Annotated in this window: 24 protein-coding genes and 1 other RNA gene; 22 read left to right on the top strand and 3 right to left on the bottom strand. The window is 53.1% G+C overall.

Annotated features, from left to right (window positions below; genetic code table 11):
- The first annotated feature begins 5 nt into the window (after positions 1-5).
- The 13 genes from AEQ67_RS06960 to AEQ67_RS06905 all read left to right on the top strand — a co-directional run bounded on the left by AEQ67_RS06960 (position 6) and on the right by AEQ67_RS06905 (position 10,526).
- Entirely contained in the window at positions 6-260 is a 255-nt protein-coding gene (locus tag AEQ67_RS06960) for a hypothetical protein (RefSeq protein WP_059403163.1), read from the top strand.
- Between the two features lie 114 nt (positions 261-374).
- Positions 375-772, top strand: a transfer-messenger RNA (tmRNA) gene (gene ssrA, locus AEQ67_RS06955).
- Between the two features lie 167 nt (positions 773-939).
- Positions 940-2,175, top strand: a complete 1,236-nt coding sequence (locus AEQ67_RS06950) for a tyrosine-type recombinase/integrase (RefSeq protein ID WP_059403162.1) — start codon at positions 940-942, stop codon at positions 2,173-2,175.
- 536 nt (positions 2,176-2,711) lie between these two features.
- Positions 2,712-2,963 (top strand): helix-turn-helix domain-containing protein, encoded by a 252-nt coding sequence (locus AEQ67_RS33590; RefSeq protein WP_082377788.1) that lies wholly within the window; start codon positions 2,712-2,714, stop codon positions 2,961-2,963.
- Positions 2,964-3,058: 95 nt separating this feature from the next.
- Positions 3,059-3,313, top strand: a complete 255-nt coding sequence (locus tag AEQ67_RS06945; protein WP_059403416.1) for a helix-turn-helix transcriptional regulator — start codon at positions 3,059-3,061, stop codon at positions 3,311-3,313.
- Positions 3,310-3,615, top strand: coding sequence for a hypothetical protein (locus tag AEQ67_RS06940; RefSeq protein WP_059403161.1), 306 nt, complete (start codon positions 3,310-3,312; stop codon positions 3,613-3,615). Before AEQ67_RS06945 ends, AEQ67_RS06940 begins: the two co-directional genes overlap by 4 nt.
- A gap of 531 nt (positions 3,616-4,146) precedes the next feature.
- Positions 4,147-4,431 carry a hypothetical protein gene (locus AEQ67_RS06935; RefSeq protein ID WP_038362940.1) on the top strand — a complete coding sequence of 95 codons (285 nt, stop codon included), beginning with the start codon at positions 4,147-4,149 and terminating at the stop codon, positions 4,429-4,431.
- Positions 4,428-4,700, top strand: coding sequence for a DUF3077 domain-containing protein (locus tag AEQ67_RS06930; protein WP_059403160.1), 273 nt, complete (start codon positions 4,428-4,430; stop codon positions 4,698-4,700). The genes AEQ67_RS06935 and AEQ67_RS06930 overlap by 4 nt, the downstream gene beginning before the upstream one ends.
- Positions 4,697-7,603, top strand: coding sequence for a DUF927 domain-containing protein (locus AEQ67_RS06925; RefSeq protein WP_059403159.1), 2,907 nt, complete (start codon positions 4,697-4,699; stop codon positions 7,601-7,603). The genes AEQ67_RS06930 and AEQ67_RS06925 overlap by 4 nt, the downstream gene beginning before the upstream one ends.
- An 89-nt stretch (positions 7,604-7,692) precedes the next feature.
- Positions 7,693-8,556 (top strand): hypothetical protein, encoded by an 864-nt coding sequence (locus AEQ67_RS06920; protein WP_236710288.1) that lies wholly within the window; start codon positions 7,693-7,695, stop codon positions 8,554-8,556.
- A 55-nt stretch (positions 8,557-8,611) separates the two neighbouring features.
- On the top strand, positions 8,612-8,800 hold the full coding sequence (locus AEQ67_RS06915; RefSeq protein WP_059403158.1) for a hypothetical protein: 189 nt from the start codon (positions 8,612-8,614) through the stop codon (positions 8,798-8,800).
- Positions 8,801-8,863: 63 nt separating this feature from the next.
- The gene (locus AEQ67_RS06910) at positions 8,864-9,229 is read left to right on the top strand and encodes a histone-like nucleoid-structuring protein, MvaT/MvaU family (RefSeq protein ID WP_059403157.1); all 366 of its coding nucleotides are present in this window, start codon (positions 8,864-8,866) and stop codon (positions 9,227-9,229) included.
- A 676-nt stretch (positions 9,230-9,905) separates the two neighbouring features.
- Positions 9,906-10,526, top strand: a complete 621-nt coding sequence (locus AEQ67_RS06905) for an abortive infection system antitoxin AbiGi family protein (protein WP_161807459.1) — start codon at positions 9,906-9,908, stop codon at positions 10,524-10,526.
- Positions 10,527-11,232: 706 nt separating this feature from the next.
- Here AEQ67_RS06905 and AEQ67_RS06900 read toward each other — a convergent pair.
- The 3 genes from AEQ67_RS06900 to AEQ67_RS06890 all read right to left on the bottom strand — a co-directional run bounded on the left by AEQ67_RS06900 (position 11,233) and on the right by AEQ67_RS06890 (position 14,597).
- Complete coding sequence (locus AEQ67_RS06900) at positions 11,233-12,891, bottom strand: hypothetical protein (protein WP_059403155.1); 1,659 nt, start codon at positions 12,889-12,891, stop codon at positions 11,233-11,235.
- A gap of 445 nt (positions 12,892-13,336) precedes the next feature.
- On the bottom strand, positions 13,337-13,753 hold the full coding sequence (locus AEQ67_RS06895; RefSeq protein WP_059403154.1) for a hypothetical protein: 417 nt from the start codon (positions 13,751-13,753) through the stop codon (positions 13,337-13,339).
- Positions 13,731-14,597 carry a hypothetical protein gene (locus tag AEQ67_RS06890; RefSeq protein WP_059403153.1) on the bottom strand — a complete coding sequence of 289 codons (867 nt, stop codon included), beginning with the start codon at positions 14,595-14,597 and terminating at the stop codon, positions 13,731-13,733. Before AEQ67_RS06890 ends, AEQ67_RS06895 begins: the two co-directional genes overlap by 23 nt.
- Positions 14,598-15,038: 441 nt before the next feature.
- Here AEQ67_RS06890 and AEQ67_RS06885 point away from each other — a divergent pair, with 441 nt between their 5' ends.
- From AEQ67_RS06885 to AEQ67_RS06840, 9 genes are all read left to right on the top strand, one after another.
- Positions 15,039-15,593: a Panacea domain-containing protein gene (locus AEQ67_RS06885; protein WP_059403152.1), complete on the top strand. Its 555-nt coding sequence runs from the start codon at positions 15,039-15,041 to the stop codon at positions 15,591-15,593.
- 1 nt (position 15,594) lies between these two features.
- The gene (locus AEQ67_RS06880; RefSeq protein ID WP_059403151.1) at positions 15,595-16,011 is read left to right on the top strand and encodes a hypothetical protein; all 417 of its coding nucleotides are present in this window, start codon (positions 15,595-15,597) and stop codon (positions 16,009-16,011) included.
- A gap of 1,337 nt (positions 16,012-17,348) precedes the next feature.
- Entirely contained in the window at positions 17,349-17,948 is a 600-nt protein-coding gene (locus AEQ67_RS06870) for a hypothetical protein (protein ID WP_059403149.1), read from the top strand.
- 333 nt (positions 17,949-18,281) lie between these two features.
- The gene (locus AEQ67_RS06865) at positions 18,282-18,743 is read left to right on the top strand and encodes a cysteine hydrolase family protein (RefSeq protein WP_059403148.1); all 462 of its coding nucleotides are present in this window, start codon (positions 18,282-18,284) and stop codon (positions 18,741-18,743) included.
- A gap of 161 nt (positions 18,744-18,904) precedes the next feature.
- Entirely contained in the window at positions 18,905-19,264 is a 360-nt protein-coding gene (locus AEQ67_RS06860) for a DUF6124 family protein (RefSeq protein WP_059403147.1), read from the top strand.
- A gap of 217 nt (positions 19,265-19,481) precedes the next feature.
- The gene (locus AEQ67_RS06855) at positions 19,482-20,888 is read left to right on the top strand and encodes a DUF2252 domain-containing protein (RefSeq protein ID WP_059403146.1); all 1,407 of its coding nucleotides are present in this window, start codon (positions 19,482-19,484) and stop codon (positions 20,886-20,888) included.
- Positions 20,889-21,110: 222 nt separating this feature from the next.
- Positions 21,111-21,545, top strand: a complete 435-nt coding sequence (locus AEQ67_RS06850; RefSeq protein WP_236710287.1) for a hypothetical protein — start codon at positions 21,111-21,113, stop codon at positions 21,543-21,545.
- Positions 21,542-23,002 (top strand): ATPase domain-containing protein, encoded by a 1,461-nt coding sequence (locus AEQ67_RS06845; protein ID WP_059403144.1) that lies wholly within the window; start codon positions 21,542-21,544, stop codon positions 23,000-23,002. The genes AEQ67_RS06850 and AEQ67_RS06845 overlap by 4 nt, the downstream gene beginning before the upstream one ends.
- 10 nt (positions 23,003-23,012) lie before the next feature.
- Positions 23,013-24,035, top strand: a complete 1,023-nt coding sequence (locus tag AEQ67_RS06840; protein WP_059403414.1) for a sensor histidine kinase — start codon at positions 23,013-23,015, stop codon at positions 24,033-24,035.
- Positions 24,036-24,065: the final 30 nt, after the last annotated feature.

Genomic DNA, 24,065 nt, shown 5'->3' with positions numbered 1-24,065 from the left:
TATCCATGAAACGTACCGCACTCGCTGGTTTGTTCATGTCTGCTGCAATGTTGGCCTCTCCCGTATTTGCCGCGGACAACGACCTTTGTACGAGCAAGCTGCAAGAGCTCAAAGCCAAAGTGAATGCACTGCCAGCGACCCCCGACAACACCACGATGGAGATCAAAAGACTGCTGGCCAGCGCCGAAGCTTCAAAAGCCTCCGGGGACGACAAAAAGTGCGCCACCGAGGCCACTCAGGCGTTGTCGATGACACACTGAACAATGAAGCCAATCCACAATCACTCGCGGCCAACCTTCGGGTTGGCCTTCCGAGCCGGGTTGGCGTACACTGCACAGGCTTGTTGCTCACTTTGATTCACGAGCAATGAGTTCGGGGCCGTTTAGGATTCGACGCCGGTTGCGAAACTTTAGGTGCATGCCGAGTTGGTAACAGAACTCGTAAATCCACTGTTGCAACTACTTATAGTTGCCAATGACGATAACTACGGCCAGGAATTCGCTATCGCTGCGTAAGCAGCCTTAGACCCTGAGCTTCTGGTGCCTTCGGGCCCAGCAATCACTAGGGGATGTCTGTAAACCCGAAGTGATTGTCATATAGAACAGAATCGCCGTGCAGTACGTTGTGGACGAAGCGGCTAAAACTTACACAACTCGCCCAAAGCACCCTGCCCTTCGGGTCGCTGAGGGTTAACTTAATAGAAACGGCTACGCATGTAGTACCGACAGCGGAGTACTGGCGGACGGGGGTTCAAATCCCCCCGGCTCCACCAAATAGCAATCTAGACCTGTCTCAGACAGTCTACGAAACACCCCAAGAAGCCCGCCCTGTGCGGGCTTTCTTGTTTCTGGCTATCCGTCCTTGTCTACCCCTATCCCAATGTGCGCTGTATCCTTTCGTGTACCTCGGATACAGATTGAAACTGATGGGTACAAGGAAATGAAAAGGACTGAAATCAAACGGCGCCCTCTCGCTGACACAGTCATAGCGAGCCTGGAAGCTGACTCCAAGGAGTACCGCGAGCACGATGGGAACAACGTGTACCTCCGTGTCCGGCCAGACGGGAAGAAGTCGTGGCAGCTTCGCTACAAGAAAGCTGACGGGAAGTGGTCATGGATAGGGTTGGGCAGTTATCCAACGGTCTCTGGATCTGCTGCGCGACAGAAAGCAGTCGACCTGCGGGCAAGCACTGCTGATGGGAGCAACCCATTGGCAACAATGCGGGCCCAAAAAGCCGCTGCGTTGGAAAGCGCTAGTAATACCTTCGAAAAACTTGCTCGGGAATGGTATGCGTCGAAACGTAAAGGTTGGACCGCAGGAACAGCAGTCCGAACCATCGGCGCACTGGAGCTGCATGTCTTCCCGGTTTTCGGAACTCGCTCGTACCGCGAAATTCTTCCAATGGAATGGATGGACTTTCTTCGCTCAATGGAGCGGAAAGGAATCATTGAGCAGACCAGCCGCGTAAGAGGAATGTGTCGTGAGATTTACGACCTCGCAAGGGTAACCGGGCGGGCAACACACAACCCGCTGGAAGGCTTGCACAAATTTCTGCAGACGAAGCCAGCAGAAAACTACGCTCATGTATCCCCAGAAGAATTGCCTCCTCTCCTCCGAGCAATCCGCGCTTATCCAAGCGCTATCGATATCCGTATTGGGCTTCACTTGCTCTCCATGCTGGCCTGCCGTCCTTCTGAAATTCGCGAAGCTCGATGGTCGGAGTTTGATCTAAAAAAAGCTGTTTGGACGATACCAGCAGAGCGAATGAAACGGCGTCGAGAGCACCTAGTGCCACTACCTCACCAAGCAGTAACTCTGCTGAGGGATCTGTATGTTTTGACTGGCAAGTATCAGCTTCTTTTCCCTGGCCGTAGCGATACAACCAAAGCACGCTCCAATACTGTCTTCTTAATGGCATTACGTCGCTTGGGCTATGAAGGTCGTCAAACTGGCCATGGATTCCGACACATTGCGAGTACGATCCTTAACGAGCACGGCTTTGATGAAAACCATATTGAAGCCCAGCTTTCCCATATGAAGGATGGGGTTGCGGGTGTTTACAACAAAGCTGTGTACTTAAAACAGCGCACGACCATGATGCAGTGGTACGCCGATTACCTGGATCACTTAGCCGCTGGAAGTGTCGTTCACGGGGATTTCGGCGCGGTGGTATGAGCAGGTATCCACACCCCCGCCCAAAATCCGTGTAACGCGTGTAACCCGTGTAACGACCTCCGCCAAATGCCCGAATTCATTGGATCTCCCGGTGGTTACACGTTTGAACGGGATCGCGTACACGCGGTGTAACGATGACTAAGCGTGTAACGCCGGATAGCACCACTTCACTGATGGCCACGTATGGATGGGACTCGAATGTCTTTCGCTGGAAACGACAGAAAGCATGGGGCGGGGGGCTGAATTTCGGAAATTGAGAAACTGCAGAGAGAGAGTCGAAAACTCGGTAATAAAGTACCGTTTGTGTAAAGAATTGTGAAAAACGCGTTTTGCTTTTCATTTTTTACACTGTATAGAAAACCAGTGGGACATGGTGGGACAGCCCAGCAAAAAATGAAAACTTTGTCGCGAACATGCTGACTTTACTTGCTACTAAACGGAACACTGCTTCGAAGTAGACGAAAAATAAATCTTTTAAAAATCAATTATTAGTTTACATAGCTGGGGCCTGTAAGAACTACGACAGGTAACCCGTTATGACTATCCACGACGCCGCAACCCCACTTGCAACCATCCAGCCTGCTACAGAGCTTCTCACTACTGATCAGGTAGCGAACGCTCTAGGTTTGTCCAGCCGAACGCTCGCTGCATGGCGCAGCTCACGTACTCATTCACTCCCCTACGTCAAAACCGGGTCACGGGTGCGTTATCGCTCCGGGGACGTCGCGGCTTGGCTTGAAACCCGGGTTTGCTCCACCGCTGCCAATGCGGGAGGACGAACCGAGTGACCGCTTCCAACCCAGTCAAGAAAGCTATAGAGCTCTCTGCATCCGCCGCGTCGATCACTGACCGACGTAACAGCGCCAACTCGCCGCAATCACAAATCAACGCTTCTGATTGGGATCTGTCCCGGTACGACCCCGCTGCCACGTTGATCCGTATCAATCAAGTCATGGCTCTCACAGGCATCGGCCGCGCAACCGTTTACAAGCTTATGAACCAGTCCGAAAGCGGATTCCCACAGGCAGTGAAACTCACCAATAGCAACGCACGAGGCGCGCCGGTGGCGTGGGTTTTAGCCGAGGTTTTGAATTGGAATCGAGCACGCATCGCGACCCGTAACGAGGTGGCTGCATGAAATTCAAGATCGCGAGCAAAGCGGTGATGTATCCGTTTTCGCTGTTGCGCCGAATCGGTTTTTCATCCCAAACCATGCAGCGGTTTGAACGCTTTCGCAGCCGAGAAGAAAAAAAGGGGCGTGTGGTCAGCATCCTCAAATGGGCCGACGGCACCTGGTGCATTCTCGCCCTCCACTGCGAAAAATTTGGATTTGTGGTCGTCGATGAAGGCCAGCAGATCGACGCCTACGAAGACGCCAGATCCTTGATCGACGGCGACTTCCTGCCCTTGCTCTCCCTGCGCTGGGAAGCTCACGCCTGAAAAAAAAACGCCCCCGGGGGCGATCCGGAGGCGTTGAGGTCAATCTACATGCCCGAACAATTTATGCCGCACCAGAATAAACCGCAAGCCACCAGCGCAGTTGCACTTTCGAAAAACGGACGTTACTCTCTGGCCGTCGCTGCAAAATCAGCGACCGGGTTTGGCGACCCGAGTTTAAGAAGGCGCACAGGCGCCCCCATCTCGATTGCAGGCGCTTTTTTTGTGCCCGCATTCCTGCTTTATGGCGGCTGTGCGTGGGAGACCTTCGGGTCTGCCGGGTTCCTTCTTACCCGGTTCGCCAACCTGCGCACAGCTGCCACCCCAATTCGTTTGGCGACGAATCGTGGCAGTTCCTACTTAAGAAGGAGCTCCACCTATGCACGGCCTCAATCCGTCCAAAATTCGCGCCACTGCACACCGTGCAATGGCTCTCGCCGCTTTACACGCCAACTCCAGCCTCTCTACACGCCTCTCTCGTTACAACGCTCACATGGCCAAAGCCCGCGCACTCGAAACCGCAGGCGGTGCCCAATGAATAATGCCCTGAGTTTCTCTCTGCCTGAAGACCTGCTTTGCGTGAATCCAACCGCAGAAGCCGGTGTGCCCATCGACGCTATTACCTGCGCGATTGACCGTGCCGATTCAGTGCTGACATTGCTCGAGGATCACTTCGAAAATGAATCCTCGCGCCTCGCCAATCACGTTATCGCGGCCGTCCTTTGGGATGTACGCGGCACCCTCGGCCTGATCAAAACACTGGCCATGCACGGCGATAACACGTCGACGCCTGCCATGCAGAAAGGCGGTGCGCTATGACCGCTTCCACCACGCTCGGCCACGCCACTTTTACTCGCGTGAACGCCACCGATTTAAAGTTATTTCGGGTCAATGCCGGTGTCCCGGTCGAGGATGCACTGGAGATGGTTTCTCTACTCCAGCATCACGCTAACCAACTCAACTTCGACGCCGCTATGAGCGACAGCGGTGAGCGTTTCAGTTGGCCTGCTCTGTACCTTGGCGAGATGGCCAAAGCGCTGATCGATGACATCAACGACGCGCTGTTTCTGCCGAGGGCTGACGCATGAGCCAACGCCAGAACAACTCCGCGAGACGCCCAAGCTTTGCCGACGTGAAAGCCGCTGCGCTGAAAGACATTGATCGTGTCCTGTCGCATTGGCTACCCAACGGCAAGCGTGTAGACGGCGGCAAGGAATATACCGCTCCGAATCCAACCCGCAGCGACAAGCGTGCCGGTTCGCTGAAGATCAATTCGAGCAAGGGCACCTGGGCCGACTTTGCCACCGGAGACAAAGGCGGCGATCTCATCGATCTGGTGCGCTATTTGGACGGCGGCACTGACGTCGAGGCTTGCAACAAGCTGGCCGACTTATTGAACGTTGCGCCCGGTGCTGCCCAGACGAAAGCTGCACCGATCAAGCCCAAAGCAACGACGTGGAACGCTATTCAGCCGATCCCGACCGAGGCCATGAACAAGTGCCCAGCCAAACATCGCAATCATGGTGTGCCGTCCAAGGTATGGGTCTATCGCGACGCAAAGGGTCAGCCTCTCATGGCGCTCTACCGCTTCGACCTCGGCCCCGATGAAGACGGCAAGCCGAAGAAGGTCTTCGCGCCACTGACGTGGTGTCAGCGCGCCGATGGCCAATCCACACAATGGCGCTGGCAGGGTCTGCCAGATCCGCGCCCCTTGCTTCGCCTTGATGAACTGGCCCAACGCAGTGACGCACCGGTGGTTCTGTGCGAAGGCGAGAAAGCTGCCGATGCCGCCGCCGAACTGCTGCCCAACCACGTGGCCTCCTGCTGGCCGAACGGTTCCAATTCTTGGCACAAAGCCGACCTGACAACTCTCAAAGGTCGGGACGTGTTGTTGTGGCCGGACAACGACGACAGCGGCAAAGGCTGCATGGAAATCGTTGCCGAGAAGCTGCGCGAAATCGGCGCTGCCTCGGTCCGCCCCATCGCACTGGACGTGTTCAAACGTAAGCCGGTGCGAAAGAACGAACGTGCCGCTTTTGCCAAAGGTGGGCAGTGGAACGAAGGCGACGATGCCGCCGATGCAATCGCCAAAGGCTGGACTGCCGCCCACTTCGTCGAGCTGGAAAGCAGTGGTGAACTGTTCGCTGTGATCGAGGAGAAAACAGTTGTTGCACACGTTGAACCAGAACCCGAACAGAAGCCTAAAGCAGCGCCCAAACGCCCGACAAAATCGAAAAACGACCTAATGCCGGGTGGCTTTCGCCTGACGTCCGAAGGCGTGTTTTATGCCGGTGACGACGGCGAGGCGCGTCCGGTATGTTCGCCTCTGGCTATCCTCGCCCGGACGCGTGATGACAAGGGCCAGAACTGGGGTCTCCTGGTCGAGTTCGACGATCCAGACGGCACCAAAAAACGCTGGAACATTCCGGCACGCACAATGACTGGCGACTTCGGCAAGGACGTACTTGGGCCGCTGGTAGACATGGGCCTGCGCCTCGCCGGTAGCCGCTCGGGACGCAACGCACGCAATGACTTGCAGAGTTACCTCGGCGGATTTGACAGCGCGGAACGGGCACGTCTGGTAACCCGCTTGGGTTGGCACGACAACGCCTTTCTCTTGCCCGAGCAGCAGGTTGGCACGCACAGCGAACATCTGCATTTCTATGATGCCGGTGCACAGCTTCCACCGATCAACGAAGCGGGCACGCTCGAACAATGGCAACAGCAGATAGGCGCATTGTGCGTTGGCAATCATCGCCTAGCGTTTGTCGTTGGAGTGGCGTTCGCGGGTCCGCTGCTACACATGCTCGGCCATGAGTCGGGCGGCTTCCACCTGTACGGCGACAGCTCCGGCGGCAAGACCACTCACCTGCAAGTTGCCACCTCGATCTATGGCGGACCTCGTCTGGTGCGTTCATGGCGCTCGACTGACAACGCGCTGGAGTCCATCGCTGCCGCGCATTCTGATGGACTCCTGGTACTGGATGAAATCGGCATGTGCGATCCACGCATCATTGGCGAAACGGTCTACATGCTCGGCAACGGCACCGGGAAGGCTCGCGCCAATGACCGAGGCCAAGCAGGCCGACAGGTACAAGAGTGGCGCCTGCTGTTCCTCTCCACTGGCGAGAAGACCTTGGCCCAGCACATGGCCGAAGCCAACAAGGAGCTGAAAGCGGGCATGGAGGTGCGCATGCTCGCCGTTCCGGCCGACGCAAGCAAAGGCCTTGGCATGTTCGACACGCTCAACGGTTTCGAGGATGCGGCAGCGCTCTCCGATGCGCTCAAAGCCCGCGTAGCGAAATACTACGGCACCCCGCTCACTGCATTTCTGACGGCGCTGTGCGAACCCGGCAAACGCCATGGCTGGGCGGGGATCCTGCGCCGCACGCTGGAAGGCTTTATCGCTAAATCGCTTCCTGCATCCGCGAGTGGGCAGGCGCACCGTGCTGCCGCTCGTTTCGGTCTCGCGGCAGCCGCAGGCGAGCTGGCCACCGCGATGGGTATCACCGGCTGGCCAGACGGGACCGCCACCACGGCCGCTCGCGTGTGCCTGAGTGCTTGGCTAAACGAACGTGGCGGTGCCGGTAATTTCGAGGGCGATGCGATATCAGCGAGGCTGCGACAGTTCATCGAGCGCTTCGGCGAAAGCCGCTTCACCCGCTGGGAATCGACTGCAGCCAAGATCGACGAACACGGCCCGCGCACGATCGACCGCCTCGGCTTTCGCAAGACGCTGGAGCACGGCATGGGAGACACCCTGCACACCACGAATACCTACTACGTGCTGACCGAGGCTTGGCGCTCGGAGATCTTCCGGGGCATGAACCTTACCGCAGTAAACAAGGAACTCTTGCAACGCGGTGTGCTGGAGCCGAGCAGCGACGGCAAGGCATCAAGTTTGGTGCGATTGCCCGGCTTAGGCCAACAGCGCTGCTACATCGTGAAGGCAATTCCGGGAACGGATGACAGCGAGGCTCGGGCTGCCTGAGGGCATCTCAGCTGATCGAGGTAACGCCGGCTCACTCCCGGCCTCGCCAGCCAAATCAATGTAATCAAAACTCATCAAGGACCATGAACATGAAAATGAATGAATTGAAAAACCAACGAGCCTCTCTTGTCGCTGAGCGCGAAACCATCGAAAAAAGTATTCCTGTTCTGGAGGCCGAGTGGCGCAACGCCCCCAGCAACTACAGCCCGAACGGCAACATGATAGGAAGCCCTGAGGGGTGTGAAGCTATGGAGCGGCTATCATCTGCCAACAGCCGCTTGCGAGCTATCCCATACGAGCTTGAACGCACTGAAACAAAGATCGCGTATTTGGAACGCATGGAGCAGGTTGACGAGATCAAAACGAAGTCGATCCAAGCCATGTCCGAAACGGCTGCTGAGGTTGAAGCGTTGGAACGGACACAGTCGCACTTGAATGAGCGCCTTCTGACGATTCAGACGGATGCGGAGCAATCCCTGGAAAAAGCGCAGCAAGCAGAAAGAGACGCTGCAAGTCTGTATGCCAGAAGTCTTGCGAGTGGCGACAGCGAAGGCGAAAAAGCAGCCAACGGCGAAATTCAGAAGGCAGCCAAGCAACTCGCATCCACAGATGAGCACGTTAGAAGGCAGGAGCTCATCCTCGTGGCTTTACAGGCGGAACTTGACTCTCTTGAAACGCAAATCTCAAACGCCAAGCAGCGAGCAGACGACGCCAAAAATGCGGCCCTGAGCGCAGTAGGGCTTACGTTAGACGAAGAGTGGAATGCGGTTACAGATCAACTCATAGCTATAGGCGCACGGATAATTGCCGTGAGCTACCAAAAGGGGGGCTCGGGATACGGTTTCTCCAAGCTGGATGTACCTCGATTCGGTCCTTTTCATTCGGATATTCGTCGTGAGGAGCTTGCCGCTGCTGCCCGAAATATCACATTAGAGGAACTGTTGACAGCTTGAACCCGAAATAGCCCGCCGACGCGGGCTGTTTAGAAACCCTCGGATTAAATAAATCATGATTACTACCATACAAAACAGCGCTAGCTGGACTGACACCCTGAAAGCGCGCAAAAGCTATTTGACGGCGCTGATGAAGGTCGTAGATATCAAAGCCGGTAAAGCCTCTAAAGTTCAGGCACTAACCGTCAACTTGATCAAGAGCGAAATGAGCCACATCGAAAGCCAGCTAAAAGGTCGAAAGTAACCTGAACTCTATGCTGTAATGCTATTCAGATAGATATCTTCAAAAATAAATCAGGAAGCAATAATGTCAAAACTTGCCGAATACCGTCTGCTAGAAAAACACTTGGCCGAACAGCTTCAGGCGCTCGAAGCATTGAAGGGCGACGGAGCACTGAAAAAAGAGATCGAGTTTGAAACCAAGCTCCGTGAATTGCTCGCCCAGTACGGCTTCAGCCTCAAGCACATCGTCAACCTATTAGACCCACAAAGCAGCGCACGCAGCCAAGCGCCCGTTCAAACAACAGGCAAACGCAAACCTCGCGAGCTTAAGACATACAAGAATCCTCACACTGGCGAAGTGGTCGAAACCAAAGGCGGTAATCACAAGACGTTGAAGGAGTGGAAAACCAAGCACGGTTCCGATGAGGTTGAAAGCTGGTTGAAAAAGTAAGTTCGTTGCACCTGAAAAAGGGCCCAGATGGGCCCTTTTTTGTCATTTTAGTATTCTTGATTTACCTAAACATCACTGTCGTGCTGGAAAGCAGCACTATGGGGCTCCGCCGCATGACCACACCTGCCGCAGCACCACCTAACATTCCGCTAATGACGCTACCGCCCTCGATGTATTTGATCTTTTCATAGGCTTCTGTTTTGCTTGCTGCCCAGACTTCTCGAGCCTTCTTATAGGAAGGGCCCCCTACGGCATGACTGGCACAACCTGGAGATTGACCCGGGGCACAGTACGGCTGATACCATCTTTTCACGAACGCCTTCTATCGACCCGTTGCTGTCATTGGTGATTGGTAGGGATCCACCTACGCAGCCACTCGCGGAGTGCATCGAACAACCAAAGGGCGTCAGTTTATTTTGAGCAGAGGTAGGATTGTGTGCGATTCTCTACGAGGTTAGCCTTGCGCATCGAGCACATGATGCGCTCAAGCGGTCGCGAGGCTAGAGCGTTAATATTTTTAAAAAAAATTTAGATATTCATTTCTTTTATTGGAACTTGTTTTATGGCGCTCAGCTCTAGCTCATTAATTCATTTGACTGATAGTCGGGCGGCTCTCGACGGAATACTCTCGGATAACTTTCGAATAAAATACTGCAGGGAACGCATATGGTGGGGCATGAAAAGTATGACGCTTCATGTCCCCATGGTAAGTTTCTGTGATATCCCTCTATCTCAGATCAAAGATCACCTTTCGCGTTATGGCTCTTATGGTATTGGGCTGACCAGAGAGTGGGCAGTCAAAAAAGGCTTAAATCCGGTTCTTTATGTACAACGACGGTCTAATCTTGCACATAGTTATGAGCATGCCATTACGCACTATGAGCAAGATGATGCTGACGATGATGATGCTATTGCGGCCTTCAATAGGATTGCGGACATTGCTAGATATACAAAAAACTACGAAGAGATATTGGAGCGCAAGGGTGAGTCTTACGGAATGTACCGATTTTCGGACGAGCGAGAGTGGAGGTATGTTCCTGAAATTGGTAGTTCCTGCGAGATGTATTATGCCGAAAAAGACATTACCGAAGAAACTCTAATAACAGCAAGTGAAAGTGTAAAGGATTACCGACTAGACTTTGATGCCGATGATATAAAGTACATTATAATAGCTAGTGAAGACGAACTCCCTAGCTTTTTAGATAGTCTGCGTGACCTCCGAAGGTTTTCATCTCGCGAGGTAGAGAGGATTACTGCTAGAGTGTTAACTGCTGAGCAGATTAAAAGTGATTTTTGAAGTTTTTATGAGCTTGTAGCCCCTTCGTTTTTGATGGTGGGATTGCTGGCTTCCCATATTTTTTTGTTTGGCCTAGAGAGTTTTTGGGGCAGGGCTGATAAATGCTGTCTGTGTAGGCCCCTAATGCTCCGGGGAAGCCGGGCCTATCGACTGATATCTGGGCGCTTTTGGCCGGTTCCGGCCTTCCAGAACGACTGTTTCTGGCCGGTAGCAAGCCTTTCGTGACAGGCTGCTACCGGCCGAGGCTGTGTAAAAACGTTTTTGAGCGCTTCAGGTGCTCAAAACCGGAATGGAAATCGCGTTTCTACGCGAAATCCACATCTGCAGACGTGCCGATAAATTTCAGATTTAACGTAGACGCGGACACTTCAATTTTGGCGAAGCGTTTTTACACACTCTGGGCCAATAGCTGACGTCTACTTCAGGCTGAATTTGACTCAATTGAACATTCGATATTTGACAAGCCTAGCGTCGCTCATTTCAACCTGCGCATCACATCTCGGAATAAATACCGTTTAAGTAAATAGCATATTAATTCCAAGCCTTCCACACACAAATAACCCAATGTCGCAATTATCGACATAGTCTGCCAACTAAACTCCCTTCCAGTGCACACCAGCCATATCGCACTTAAGCCCCTCACCCCAAAAAGCTACACATCTGCCAATACAATCAGAGCGCACCATCAAGGGCCGACTACAACTATTCAGCAGCTAATATCATCAGGATGAATTTTAAAAATATTTTCAAACAAACGACTTGTTTTATCTTTTATTACTCCAGAATCTTCTCGCTCTGTAAGCCAAGAGAACTCATATTTAAACTCCCCCTGCCCAGTCACCCACTGGCTACTCAAGTTATATACAAGGTTCGCAGCGTAAAATGCATTGAACGTCTTTTTTATATTAGCTTCAGTTTTTCCAGGAACCATACGTGGCAAAATCGTCTGTTCTTCAGAGTGATCACTATACAATGATAAATTTCTCAACCAGATATCTTGATACTTCCTAAACTCCTCTCCAAACGTAAAATGTTTTCCTGCCCAACAGAAAAATTCTGGAGCCTCAAGCTTATCCAAGTTAAAAGTTATGAAATGCGAGAAGAGGACACGAATGGCAATACTTTCTGGATCATAATCAAAGCTGTCTTGCTGCCTTAATAGCTCTTGGATTGAGCCCCTATCTTTTTTCCATGTAGATATCAAAGTAGGTATTTCATATGGATGCTCGAGACCACTGCTCTGCGTCAGTATTTGCGCCACCTCCAGGTATTCTTTTTTGCTGTAATCCTTAATGTGAAATTTTAAGTGAGAGTTTTCTTTCACAGCCCTGCAAAGTGCTAGAAACCGATAATTACAATCGACGACACTAATGAAATCCTTCATGCAAGTTACTGCCTTTGGGAAACCTTCAGAAGGATTAAGTGATATATCACAAACAAGAAGATACAGCGCAACAAGAGGACTATCGACTAGCTTAGGCGCCTCACTATTTGTCAACTGCAGAAACAACTTGAACGCCTCACCATATACTCCTTGTAGGTAACCCTCTTTTTCAATTTGCTCGAACGTTATCTTATTTTCGGTTACAGCTGACAGAAACTGTAGCTGAATAAACCTAGCCTGACCTTCAATGATATCAAACCCTCGAATAGGATATAGCTTTATAGGGGAACCATAGAAAAAACCGCTAAGTTTGGCGACCTTGTTACTCTCAAAATCGTCGTGCCAATCGTCAGGATTAGGAAGGAACTCCGACTCAGGATCAAACATACTTTTCAGGACGTTTAATGTAGCATTGTATGCAACATTGAAAGCATGAGCCTTTGACTCAAAATAATTTAAAGTCGCAACCTTTTTAATGCCCGAAGCATTCATGATTAGCGATCTGTAAAACGCTATATCCAACGTATTGTTTGTTACGGTGTTAGCATGTGCAATGTCTGGATCCGTATGATCTTTGCCTCTGCGCATCTCCGATTCAGCCCACGCCATGAGTGGCTTTTTGGCTTTCTTCGATTTTGCGAGTTGTTGCAGCGCTTCCATATTATTATGCGTTTGCGCGGGATAACCCATACTCAACATAAAGCCTATGGTCGAGCCAATGAATTGCCACCAGTGAACGGTTTCGTGGAGATATGTCGAAAAAGCTTGAAACTCTTCCCAAGTTATATCCCCGTTCTTTTTTTTAGTGGCACTATCGACCAGCTTGTGTACTGAATAACTCAATCTAAGAACATATTGAGTGGGATGATATAACCCCAAAGCATCAAGACAAGAAGCAAGGCCAGGCTGCGATGCCTCAATTTGACTAAATGTGTCTAATAGCGGGTGAGAGAGTTTTGCATAGCCGTCATCACTGAGCATAATCAGTCCTCAACGCGGTGTTAAAACGATAAATAGTGGAGGTTTGCTGCCGCAAGCAAATGCGACAAAATGCTTGATAAAATCATTATCTGGTCGATAGAAGCTAAGCTCGAATTGAGTACATAGTCAAATACATCCAGACCGCAACCCTTAACGAACAAAATTTATCGATGCGATTAAATAAGTTTTTATACTTTAACAGAACACTCTGATCAAGTATTCGCTTTTGCGCCGAGCACAGACGCTCGCGGTCGGAAGCTATTTGTCGGACATCATCGGCCATAAGTAAAAATAGCAAACTTGGTGCGCTCCATCGAAGGAGTTTAAGATGAGGACTACATCCTTAGCCTCATACTCCTTGCCACTCTGCTCGTTGCAAAAAATACTCGGACACCCACGTTAAGTGAAATCTTTCAGCAATGCTTTTCTATAAGACTTTTCAGACTTATGTTTGCGCTTCAAGGACTCTCGCCGCCACGCCATCTTTGAAGTGAAAGTAACTGGCCAGCCCAAACACAATAAATTGCGCAAATCCCAGTTTCAAGGTTGGCTGCGCAATCATCCCAAAATAGAACAACAAGGACACCGCTACCATGAAGAAGCGTTTGGAAGCATACCAGGCCAGAAACCTATCATCGGTAGTACGGTGCTTGATAGCCGACCTCGTCATTTTTACTGCTACCTGTCCAAAAATTATGCAAGACCCCAGCGACCAATCAGCTGAAAGCACAATTTCCTGCCATGTGTAAGCATACAGCTTAATGAGTACCAGCATCGTGAAGGGAATCACGATGAAAAGGTACTCGGACATAAGTTCGGCTAAAATAGCCTTCCGGTCTCTAGAGGAGAGGTCTGGGTTCATGCTGAAGCCCCACATCTCGATGGATGTCAATCACTCTTTTAATTTTCGCACTGGATATGAAAGGCTTACCTTTCCCGGCGGGCGGCGTGTAAATCTCGTAGGCAACTTCAGCCTCCATAACATCTTTTGGGCCGATAGGTTTTATCAGCCCATCCTGATAACCTTCAAGCCAGCCGAGATCAGAAATATTGGCATTGTATCGACTCCCAGTGCTGACACTTAACATGGCCCATGCACCCTTGCCTATATTGACAGGAGCCCTCACATAAAGTTTATCGACACCAACATGGCTTTCCTTTGTTCCCAAAAACATATCTTTGGGATTAGCATTGAAGCGCCAATGCGTGTTGATCGGAGTTACGCAGTGAGCTTCAGTCAGGGTAGCCGTAGCACTCTCTTCTGGAAGCAGTCGTTTGTTGGCTTCCGAAAGCTTACTCAAAGCCACTGCCAAAGCTTTTCGATCGATCATTGGATCCACTGTTTGCCCAAAATCAAACTGGCTCAAGTGAGTTTCGAGCTTAGCCGCCAAGAGGTCTACGTCTTCTTCTGTGCTGGTTGAGTCGATTTCAGAAAGTTCACCCGCTAATTTCACACCGGCATCAAAAACAGCATCTTCTACCCACGTTCTTACCTTCCCTGGAACGGACTTCAGCAAACTCGCTATCGATCCCGTCTCGACGTTTTCCAATCGAAGTTCAAAGTCGTCTGTTGCGCCAACGCTCGTTGCAATAACTTGCCCGAGTGCCTGGTAAGCTTCTATGTAGCTGCTCATGGCCTGGAATATTTCGGCAGGTCTGCGACGTTCCTTGGCAAAATCGATCTTGATCTTCAGCGTCTCGTGCATTGCGACCTACTTCCATGAATGATTAATAGCACTAGGGCTACCTGAAAACTCTCTTCTGCACGATCAGTAGACGCGCTAAACGGTCTGAACGATCTGATTAGAGCCTCGCACCTCCTGAATCAGAAGGTCGCTGATTCTAATTCCAATGATGGCAAAATGTCTTCGTCTTCTAAGGTGCATGGCGTACTGATTTCCTAGCGTCGCCTCACAAAACACTGTTCATACAAACAGTACCCCAGATATGAGTATCTGGCAAATCCACTGTCCACTGATGTACTCAGCCTTTGCTACTACAAACCAGACTGCCTTCGAATCTCTAAGCCTGGCTCGGCCTTAGTCGTATAGCCTGCGATAACCGTGTCGCAAGCGTGCAAGCTCATTGCCGTGCCAATGGTCGAGTGCTGTAGAGCTGAGATCTCGCATTGAGCTATCCTGACACCTATGCTAATCAACCATGAACGTGAAAAGCTGATCGAAGCGGTCAAGTTTTTTGCGCAAAACACGCGAAAGCTGGGAAAGACAAAGCTTTTTAAGCTCCTGTATTTCTTAGACTTTACGCATTTTAGAGATACTGGCCGGCCAGTCACCGGGCTGGAGTATTTTGCGTGGCCTATGGGGCCTGTACCCACCGAACTATTTGAGGAACTCAGGCGCCCAGAGCAAGACTGGGATGGAAACTGCTCGTTCGAGTTCCTATCTACGGCGAAAGGTCAGATGCTTCGAGTTGAGGCTTTGAGCCAATTTGATTCGTCTCACTTTACGAAGCGTGAGCTTCGCATCATGCATAGTTTGGCAGATCAATTTAAAAATTCTGACGCGGAGCAAATGGTTGAGGAAACTCACCTCGAAAACCTGCCGTGGCATCAAATCTACGAGGTTCAGGGGCGAAAGCAAGAGAACATCCCATACCGGATGGCTGTACGCAGGCAGGAGGAGGACGCCGTTATGAGGCTTGCCGCCGATCGAGCAGAGTTGGTCGCCACACTAAGGAAATGATGTGACCCCAGGAACAGTATATCTCCATAAAGATTTCTTGTTTGCTGATGGCACAACCAAAGACAAGTACTTGGTTGTACTGGGTAACTTGAAAAATGGAATTGTTCTGGTGGCCAAAACCACATCGCAAGGGCATCACTACCGAAATGACTTCGGATGTCAAAGTGGCAACAGATTTGCTGCTTTCTTCTTTCCTGCTAACTCCACTTGCTTCCAGAAAAATACTTGGGTCTGCCTGAGTGATTTTTATGAGATCAGCGAGAATAAACTGACACAGGGGTTAGCGACCGGCGATGTTTTCAGGATCGGTCATCTTGGAAATATGTTCACGCGGGACGTGCAGTTTTGCGCTAAGGGATCGGATGACATTAGCGAGGCGCAAGAGTCTATGATCGACGGCAGTTTGGCTCCAAGGTGAGCCCCCTCCTGTACGAACCTGCTTTGGCACGATTCTATTGATAGTCTTCTTTTGGCCGAAAGCAGTCTGTTGCAACTGCCTGCAAATCGCTGACACAACTGACGACCTGGTGCCAGACGATAACCGACGGCTAACCATCACCAATCGGCTGTCATGCAGTTGGTTCGCTCTACCTTCAGCCTCATAGGCATGGCCTCGCCTTTCTCTTTATTATTCATTTGAAACTGTTACACGACGGGACTCAGTTACACGCTTAAAAAATATGAGCCAAATTGGTGTAACGCCAATAATAGCCAATAAATACAATCACTTAGCTATAGTTGTTACATCAGTTACACGCGTTACACCGCATTTTGAACAGATACGAGCCCCGCTCCCCGGTAGCATCAATCCCTCCAGCGAACTGGAAGTGCATCTTCCGCGGTCTGCCGGGGGACCCTGAGGTTTTCATTGAGACACGGGGTCGGAAACCCGCGGGATCTTGTTAGCGGGAGAACTCCCAGCTTAGTGAACAGGTGAACCCGGTGAACTGCCTGTTCACCTGTGCATTTGCCCTACGAAATGACCGATCAGAACTCACCGTTACCGTTCCGGTAACGATCTCCGTTTTCTTCAAGATCCTTTCAATTTCAACATTTGTATTTCAGTAAGCTGGGGCACCGTCCGCTATCAAAGCCCCGCGGGTTTCCGACCCCGTGTCCTAAAGAAGGCCTCAGGGTCCCCGGTAGTTTTTTCAAGGCTCATGCCAACAGCGTACTGTGAATCAAATAGACAGACGGCCTACCGAATCTTCGCTTTACTAAAGCTGCATATAGTTGGCTGAGGTATTGGCGGATGACGGGAGAGATGGCTAGCCATGGAAATATTTAGCGCTCGAGATGAAGACGCCCATCAGGGTTGGGTCTGGTTGCAGAATGCATCCCTACCACCTAGAGGCGTGATCAAAATCACAAACCCGAATACTCAGAAAAGTGTCTACTGCGAAGCCCTTCAAATTGATGCCAACTTTCTCAAAACCTATAACCAATCACCTCGGCGAACCATAACAAAACCGGAGGAAACGCTGGTGATAGGCGCCTGGTACAGAGCCGGCCTAGGAGAAATTGGCACGCGAGTCGAGATACCGTTAACTGTCCGTGCCAGTAACTCCTGGATCGGACAGTTCCTGGCTTGCGTTGGACACCCGCAAGTTGTTGTACGACTGGCTGCGTGGCTCGGTGGCACGGGACTCATTCTCGGTGTTGTCGGGCTTATCCTTGGTATCGTTAGCCTATGGTAAGCGATAGGTTTTTCCAGACTAGATCAGCTGACCCTTGGTGTTAGCTCTAGGAGGACACATGAAATGTTGCCAATGCGACACGCCTGCTATGTACCAGATCGGGGAAAATAACGTCCCTCTGTGCCTCGACTGCTACTTCAAACTTACCCAGATTCGGCAGCAAGAGTTTGAGAATAGTGAGCGGATGATCAACTACTTGAATGACGAAATGTCATCGATTGCCGGCTTCCCACCAGATGGACCTAAATTCCCTCCCCGACCACGTCCCGTTGTCGTAGCAGGCACAAAATTGAACAATATTTCAGTAAACAACAGTGTCGTAGGAACGATCAACACTGGGTCAATCGGAACAGTCGATCAGTCAATCACTGCATTGGCGCAAAACGGTGAGCAGGGTCTTGCCGAAGCAGTGAAGGGGCTGTCGGAGGCAATCCTTCAGAGCGGCGACTTAACTCGAAATCAGAAAAACGAACTGGTGGAGATCTTAAGCGTTGTGGCGAAGGAGTCTGCTGCGCCAAAAGATGCCCGGCGCAATACAGTCGCAATTTCGCTGCTTGAGAAAGCAACCAAAATTACTGAGCTTGCATCTGACATAACGGACGTCTGTCAAAAGTGGTGGCCGGTCCTGTTTGCTGCTTTTTCAGTAGCTGCCGGCTAACCCAGCGCTGAACCCAACATCAACAATCTCAGTTGAAGCAATTCTGATGGGAACATAGCCTCGTTTCAGGGCAGCACAAGACAACGTGTATCCCCATATGTATCCCTTAAATCGCAACGCCATCGCTTCCTCAATGTTTACTGGCTACTGAGAGCTCAGTTCAAATGACCCCGGCCCACCAAATACGAAGCAAAGCAAAACCCGCCAAGTGCGGGTTTTGTTGCATCTGGGGTTCGCTGATCCAGGATTCACACCTCCCCTTGCAGGAGCGGGCTTGCCCGCGAAGAGGCCCGCCAGACCATCCCAAAACGCTCAGCCCGCCCGGAGAAGCCCATGCGCCAAGCCCTCCTCATCATCGACGTGCAACCCAGCTTCGCTCCACCGCAATGGCTCATCGACGGCATCCAGACACTCATCGGCACCCTGCCCAGCGTCGCCACCGTCGAACGCCACGACGAATCCAGAACTCCCTTCCAGAAACAACTCGGCTGGCACCCGGCGTCGGACGATGACAGCCTGATCCCGGCCGACCGCGTCTTCATCAAGTACGGCTACGCGCCTTCACCTGAAACCATCGAACATCTCAAAAGCCTGAAGGTGGATCGCGTATTGGTGTGTGGCCTTCAAACGGAAACGTGCTGCCTGGCGGCCGGGTTTGCGCTATTCGATGCGGGGTTGCAGCCGACGTTGCTGACGGATTTGACGGTCGGATCATCGCTGGATAGGACAGGAGGCTTGGGAGTAAAGCTTTGGGAGCATCATTTCAAGCACACGTTGAAATCGACTGAGTTGTGAGCGCAGCCCACACGTCCTAGGACATTTCCCTCAAGTTGTGTCGATCTCCATGAACTGTCGAGCAGCAGTCTGGGCAGATAAACTCCCATTCGTGTTGCAACCCGTCGAACGGTTTTGACAGGCCGTAAAGCGTAGGGTCCCCAGCCTTCCGGAGTTCTTCCATGAAAAAGCCCCGCCTGTACTTAATCAAAAATCCAGACCTTTCAGAATCGGATTCCCTCGATCTGACCCAAAGTTCCAAAGCCATGCACCGTCGCGTCAGCGCTCGCCCGGGCAACCCGAGACAGGTCGATCCTGCGCGCAATATTTTCACCGTTAACCCGGACGTCGACGCGCCCACCCTGCTCGCAAACGCCAGCCAAAACCTGGCCTCGCTGAAGGTCATGTCTACCGCTCTGACGGCCCGGCTCGATGGTCGACACCGCAACGTAGCATTGGGGATTCAGCGGTTGGTCGTTTTGGCTGAGATGTTAGTCAATCAAGCGCAAAAAAAACTAGGCTCGCCCGAATCACCGGCCTGAGACCTGTAGGAGCTGGCTTGCTAGCGAAGGCGCCAAATACGCAACGTTTATCCTATTAACACGCGTCATCGTTAACGTTCTTCGCTGGCAAGCCAGCTCCTACAGGAGGTACGCGCACCCCAGCCCGGCTTTTTCATTTCAGCGATAACGACGTCATCCCGAGCTCCTTCTACACTCACTTCGCATATGCCCTCCAACGCAGACCGAATGAGCCCCCATGACCACCCTCAAAGACCGCTTGAAGCAAGGCAAGGACGCCCGCAAGAATTGCTCCCGCAGTTCTCAGGCCTCTATGGGAAAGACAGACCGCGACCCACTGCCGCTGATCAAGGCCTCGAGCGAGGGGCGCATAAAGTCCCTGGTCGAACTGCGCTACGGCCGCATGCTGGTGTCGCCCTTCACCTTTTATCGCGGCAATGCGCTGCTGCAAGCCCATGACCTGGCCGGCACGACGAACATGGGACTGGTTTCGCCGATCTGTGGCGACAGCCACCTGATGAACTTCGGCGGTTTCGCCACACCCGAGCGCAATCTGTTGTTCAGCGTCAACGATTTCGACGAAGCCCATCCCGGCCCCTGGGAATGGGACTTGAAACGGCTGGTGGCGAGTTTTCTGATTGCCGTACGCGACTTGCGCCATGGCGAGTCGGTGGAAGAAACGGTCTGCCGCCATGTGGTCGGGGCCTACCAGCAGACGATGCTCGAGTGCGCCGAACAAAGCTCACTGGAGACCTGGTACGAGTCCATCACTTACAACGATCTGCTGCAGCAGGCGAGCAAAACCAACCTGGAATACGTGGAACGCGCGATCGAAAAAGCCGAACGGCGCACCCATGCCGAATTGCTGCCGAAAATCAGTGAACGTGACGCCGAAGGCCGCCTGATCATTCGCGATGATCTGCCGGAAATTTTCCACCTGCACAAAAACACCACGCTGCTGGATGCCGATGATGACTGGCTGCGTCTTTCGGATTGGCGACCGCTTTACGACGCATTCATGCGCGATTACCCAGGCACGCTGCAAGCTGACCGCCGTGAGTTGTTGTCACGTTTTCATGTTCAAGACATGGCATTCAAAGTGGTGGGCGTGGGCAGTGTTGGCACTCGGTGCCTGGTGGCCCTGCTGACCGACGATCAGGATTTCCCGTTGTTCCTGCAATTCAAGGAAGCGCGACGTTCAGTGCTCGCCGATTACGTGAAAACAAAATCCCGGGTGCGGCATAACGGTCAGCGTGTGGTCGATGGCCAGCGGTTGATGCAATCGGCAAGCGACCTGTTCCTCGGCTGGACGACCGGCCCCAGCGGTCGGCACTTCTATGTGCGCCAGTTGCGCGACATGAAAGTCTCGGCCGAACTCGAATCCTTCGACGCTGACGCCTTCGCCGCCTACGGGCGAATCTGTGGCCGTGCCCTGGCACGCGCGCATGCCAAATCGTCCGGGCACGCCGCGCAGATCAGCGGCTACATCGGCAAAAGCGATGCGCTGGCGGATGCACTGTTCAAGTACGCGCAAAGTTATACGAAGCAGAATGAGCAAGACTTCGAGCGATTTCAGCAGGCCTGCCGCAAGGGTCGCTTGCGGGCCCGCTCGGAGGCTGACTTTGCAGCAGACCATTTGCCCTAGGCACACCGAGGGGGCTGACGCGTGTTTGTTCATCTACATGAACTTTTCTTCACCCCACTGCGCTTCAGCAATCGGTAAAGTTCGCCCGCTCATTCAAGAAACTACGGTTTGCCCGCCCTCCCGCGGGCTTTTTTTTGCCTGCGTTTTGTCGCCTGACGCAAATCACTCTCAATGCCCTATTGGGTGTACCATCAAACCCTGCCAATCAGATATCAGTTAGCCATGTCCACGCTAAGCGAAGAGAGCCGCCAGATCGTAGCTTCTCTGGCGCACCGTGTTGGCCCCGAGGCTGACATTGCAAGGATCGCCCAAGCGATTATTTCAACCTTGCAAGATATGGACACAGGCCTCACGCCCATCATTGGCCATCAAGGGGTTGCCGCGCTTTACCGCCGCAGCCTCCATCTGTGCGCCTCCACTCATCCACGTCTGGCCGGCACTTATGACAGTGTGCAGGCTGCCATGGATCTGACTGCCCTCAAGTCCGTACTCATTGAACAAAGCAAAGCCGATGCATTGTTTTTCGGCGAAGTGCTGCTGACTACCTACTACGAGCTGCTGACCACGCTGATCGGGCCCTCGCTCACCGCACGTTTGCTTCGTGGCGTGTGGGAACCTTCCTTGAGCGACACCCCTTCGCAGGAAAATTCGCCATGAGCACCAAAGTGACTATCAACCGCTTGGCCACCGGCGTGCCAGGACTGGACGAGGTGCTGGGCGGAGGTTTGCCGGAGTTTTCGTTCAACCTGATCGCCGGCCCGCCCGGCTGCGGCAAAACCACCCTGGCGCATCAGATGATGTTTGCCCTGGCAACGCCCGAACGTCCGGCGCTGTTCTTCACCGTGCTGGGCGAGCCGCCGCTGAAGATGCTGCGTTATCAGCAGCAATTCGACTTTTTCGACAGCGAAGCGATCAACCAATCGATCCGCTACATCAACCTGGCCGACGACACCCTGGCCGGGAATCTGGACGAAGTGCTGCGGCGCATCGTCAGCGAGGTGGAGGCGCACTCCCCGGCGCTGGTGTTTGTCGACTCGTTCCGCTCCGTGGTGCTGGCCAGCCAGACCCAGGACAACCCCAATAACAACCTGCCGCAGTTTGTTCAGCAACTGGGCATGTTGATGACCACCTGGCAGGCGACAACTTTCCTCATCGGCGAATACTTCACCGAAACCGACACCAACCCGATTTTCACCGTGGCCGACGGCCTGATCTGGCTACGCCAAAGCGTTGAGCGCAACTCGATGGTGCGCAAGATGGAAATCATGAAGATGCGCGGCCAGCCAACCCTGCCGGGGTTGCACACCTTCCGCATTGCGACATCGGGGATCAAGGTCTTCGCGCCAGCGGCCATCAACCCGGTTGAAGCGCCGCTGGAATTCCCCATCAAGCGCCTGAAAATGGGCGTGCCGCAACTCGATGAGATGCTCGGTGGCGGTCTGCCGCGTGGTTACTCCCTGCTGGTGGCCGGGCCGTCGGGCTCGGGCAAAAGCATCCTGGCGGCGGGGTTTCTCGCCGAAGGTGCGCGTAACGGTGAAACCGGCGTGATCGCGGTGTTCGAACAACGGCCTAATCACTCGCAAAACGCCACCCTTGCCGGCTTGATCCGGAGCGGCCAGGTGGGTCTGGTGGACAGCCGTGCGCCGGATCTGTCGATCGATGAAATCGTCCAGCTGCTGCTCGCCGAGATCACTCGACTCAACGCCACCCGGGTGGTGATCGACTCACTGTCAGGCTTCGAACTGGCCCTGGCGCCGACCTTTCGCGATGACTTTCGCGAGTCGCTGTCGCGCATGGTCACCGCGCTGACCAGCATCGGGGTCAGTGTGCTGCTGACCTCGGAACTGGAGGATCGCTACACCGATTTGCGTTTCAGTCCGTATGGCACGGCGTTTCTGACCGACGCGATCATCGTTCAGCGCTACATTGAAGTGCAGAGCCGTTTGCTGCGCATCATGGCCGTGGTCAAGGTGCGGGCCAGCGCTCACTCCGATGAGCTGCGCCTGTACCGCATCGACGATAACGGCCTGCAAATCGGCGAGATGTTGCTGGATCAAGAAGGATTACTTGGTGGCCGGCCAACCCGGCAGCGGTTGGGTAAAATCGAAGGATGAGCAAAAAATCATGAACGAGGCCAATAGCAAGAACGAGCAAGCGATGGCCACTGCCGCTCGCGAATTGTTCCTGCTCGGTCAGAAAACCGTCGAGGCCCGTGCCGTACTGGCGGCGCTGAACAAGGAACTGAGCGACGCCAACACCCAGATCGCGGACAGCCTGCAGATCGAGCAACTGATCGAAGCCAATCAGCAATTGGTCCTGGCGATTCTGTTGGCGCAGTCGGATGCGGAAAAACCCCAGCGCTCCGCCGAAGAACAACAGCGCTACCTGGAAATGCGCGAAACCAACGAACAATTGGTCCTGGCCGTCCTCAGCGCGCAACACTTGCAAGCCTCGGCCGAACACAGCCTGGCCCAGCAACGAAATATCCTCACCCTGGTGGCCCACGAACTGCGCAATCCGCTGACGCCCATCAGCATGCTTGCCGGCCGACTGGTGCGGGTCCCAAGTGAAGAGCTGCCGCGCATGCAGGCGCTGATCGAAAGCCAGGTGCAGCACATGTCGCGCCTGGTGGATGACTTGCTGGATGTCTCCCGCGCCAGCACCGGCAAACTGCGCCTGGATTGCCGCATCATCGACATGGTGCAGATCATTCAGGAGGCCATCGTTGTGTGCAGCCCGTTGATGGCCGCCCAGCAACTGAGTTTCACCGCCGAGTTGCCCGAGTGCGCACTGGCGGTGAATGGCGATCCGGTACGGCTCACGCAAATCCTCGGCAACCTGCTGGGCAATGCGGCCAAATACACACCGGCGGGCGGCACGGTCACGTTATCAGTCACCACCGAAGGCGATCTGCTGGAGATGAGCGTTTGCGATAGCGGCATTGGTATTTCCGCCAAGGCGTTGCCGTTTATCTTCGAACCTTTTGTGCAGGACTTGCATGCAGTCGGCTTCAACGGTGCGGGCCTCGGTATTGGCCTGACGGTGGTTCGTGAGCTGGTCGAAGCCCATGGCGGCACGGTCATCGGTATGAGCGATGGTGACGGCAAGGGCAGTACCTTTATCGTGACCTTGCCGCTGGCGGTTTGAGTTTTTCCGCAGGCCCTGCGATTCCCGTGC

The organism is Pseudomonas sp. RIT-PI-q (genome assembly GCF_001297125.1).
Taxonomy (GTDB): domain Bacteria; phylum Pseudomonadota; class Gammaproteobacteria; order Pseudomonadales; family Pseudomonadaceae; genus Aquipseudomonas.
Note: the sequence above shows the minus strand (reverse complement) of the source record. Positions and strands in the feature narration are given on the sequence as shown.

What these genes read in the sequence shown, in the direction of transcription:
- AEQ67_RS06960 (WP_059403163.1), top strand. Translation starts at nt 6, where the DNA reads ATGAAACGTACCGCACTCGCTGGTTTGTTCATGTCTGCTGCAATGTTG.
- AEQ67_RS06950 (WP_059403162.1), top strand. Translation starts at nt 940, where the DNA reads ATGAAAAGGACTGAAATCAAACGGCGCCCTCTCGCTGACACAGTCATA.
- AEQ67_RS33590 (WP_082377788.1), top strand. Translation starts at nt 2,712, where the DNA reads ATGACTATCCACGACGCCGCAACCCCACTTGCAACCATCCAGCCTGCT.
- AEQ67_RS06940 (WP_059403161.1), top strand. Translation starts at nt 3,310, where the DNA reads ATGAAATTCAAGATCGCGAGCAAAGCGGTGATGTATCCGTTTTCGCTG.
- AEQ67_RS06935 (WP_038362940.1), top strand. Translation starts at nt 4,147, where the DNA reads ATGAATAATGCCCTGAGTTTCTCTCTGCCTGAAGACCTGCTTTGCGTG.
- AEQ67_RS06930 (WP_059403160.1), top strand. Translation starts at nt 4,428, where the DNA reads ATGACCGCTTCCACCACGCTCGGCCACGCCACTTTTACTCGCGTGAAC.
- AEQ67_RS06925 (WP_059403159.1), top strand. Translation starts at nt 4,697, where the DNA reads ATGAGCCAACGCCAGAACAACTCCGCGAGACGCCCAAGCTTTGCCGAC.
- AEQ67_RS06920 (WP_236710288.1), top strand. Translation starts at nt 7,693, where the DNA reads ATGAAAATGAATGAATTGAAAAACCAACGAGCCTCTCTTGTCGCTGAG.
- AEQ67_RS06915 (WP_059403158.1), top strand. Translation starts at nt 8,612, where the DNA reads ATGATTACTACCATACAAAACAGCGCTAGCTGGACTGACACCCTGAAA.
- AEQ67_RS06910 (WP_059403157.1), top strand. Translation starts at nt 8,864, where the DNA reads ATGTCAAAACTTGCCGAATACCGTCTGCTAGAAAAACACTTGGCCGAA.
- AEQ67_RS06905 (WP_161807459.1), top strand. Translation starts at nt 9,906, where the DNA reads ATGAAAAGTATGACGCTTCATGTCCCCATGGTAAGTTTCTGTGATATC.
- AEQ67_RS06900 (WP_059403155.1), bottom strand. Translation starts at nt 12,891, where the DNA reads ATGCTCAGTGATGACGGCTATGCAAAACTCTCTCACCCGCTATTAGAC.
- AEQ67_RS06895 (WP_059403154.1), bottom strand. Translation starts at nt 13,753, where the DNA reads ATGAACCCAGACCTCTCCTCTAGAGACCGGAAGGCTATTTTAGCCGAA.
- AEQ67_RS06890 (WP_059403153.1), bottom strand. Translation starts at nt 14,597, where the DNA reads ATGCACGAGACGCTGAAGATCAAGATCGATTTTGCCAAGGAACGTCGC.
- AEQ67_RS06885 (WP_059403152.1), top strand. Translation starts at nt 15,039, where the DNA reads ATGCTAATCAACCATGAACGTGAAAAGCTGATCGAAGCGGTCAAGTTT.
- AEQ67_RS06870 (WP_059403149.1), top strand. Translation starts at nt 17,349, where the DNA reads ATGAAATGTTGCCAATGCGACACGCCTGCTATGTACCAGATCGGGGAA.
- AEQ67_RS06865 (WP_059403148.1), top strand. Translation starts at nt 18,282, where the DNA reads ATGCGCCAAGCCCTCCTCATCATCGACGTGCAACCCAGCTTCGCTCCA.
- AEQ67_RS06860 (WP_059403147.1), top strand. Translation starts at nt 18,905, where the DNA reads ATGAAAAAGCCCCGCCTGTACTTAATCAAAAATCCAGACCTTTCAGAA.
- AEQ67_RS06855 (WP_059403146.1), top strand. Translation starts at nt 19,482, where the DNA reads ATGACCACCCTCAAAGACCGCTTGAAGCAAGGCAAGGACGCCCGCAAG.
- AEQ67_RS06850 (WP_236710287.1), top strand. Translation starts at nt 21,111, where the DNA reads ATGTCCACGCTAAGCGAAGAGAGCCGCCAGATCGTAGCTTCTCTGGCG.
- AEQ67_RS06845 (WP_059403144.1), top strand. Translation starts at nt 21,542, where the DNA reads ATGAGCACCAAAGTGACTATCAACCGCTTGGCCACCGGCGTGCCAGGA.
- AEQ67_RS06840 (WP_059403414.1), top strand. Translation starts at nt 23,013, where the DNA reads ATGAACGAGGCCAATAGCAAGAACGAGCAAGCGATGGCCACTGCCGCT.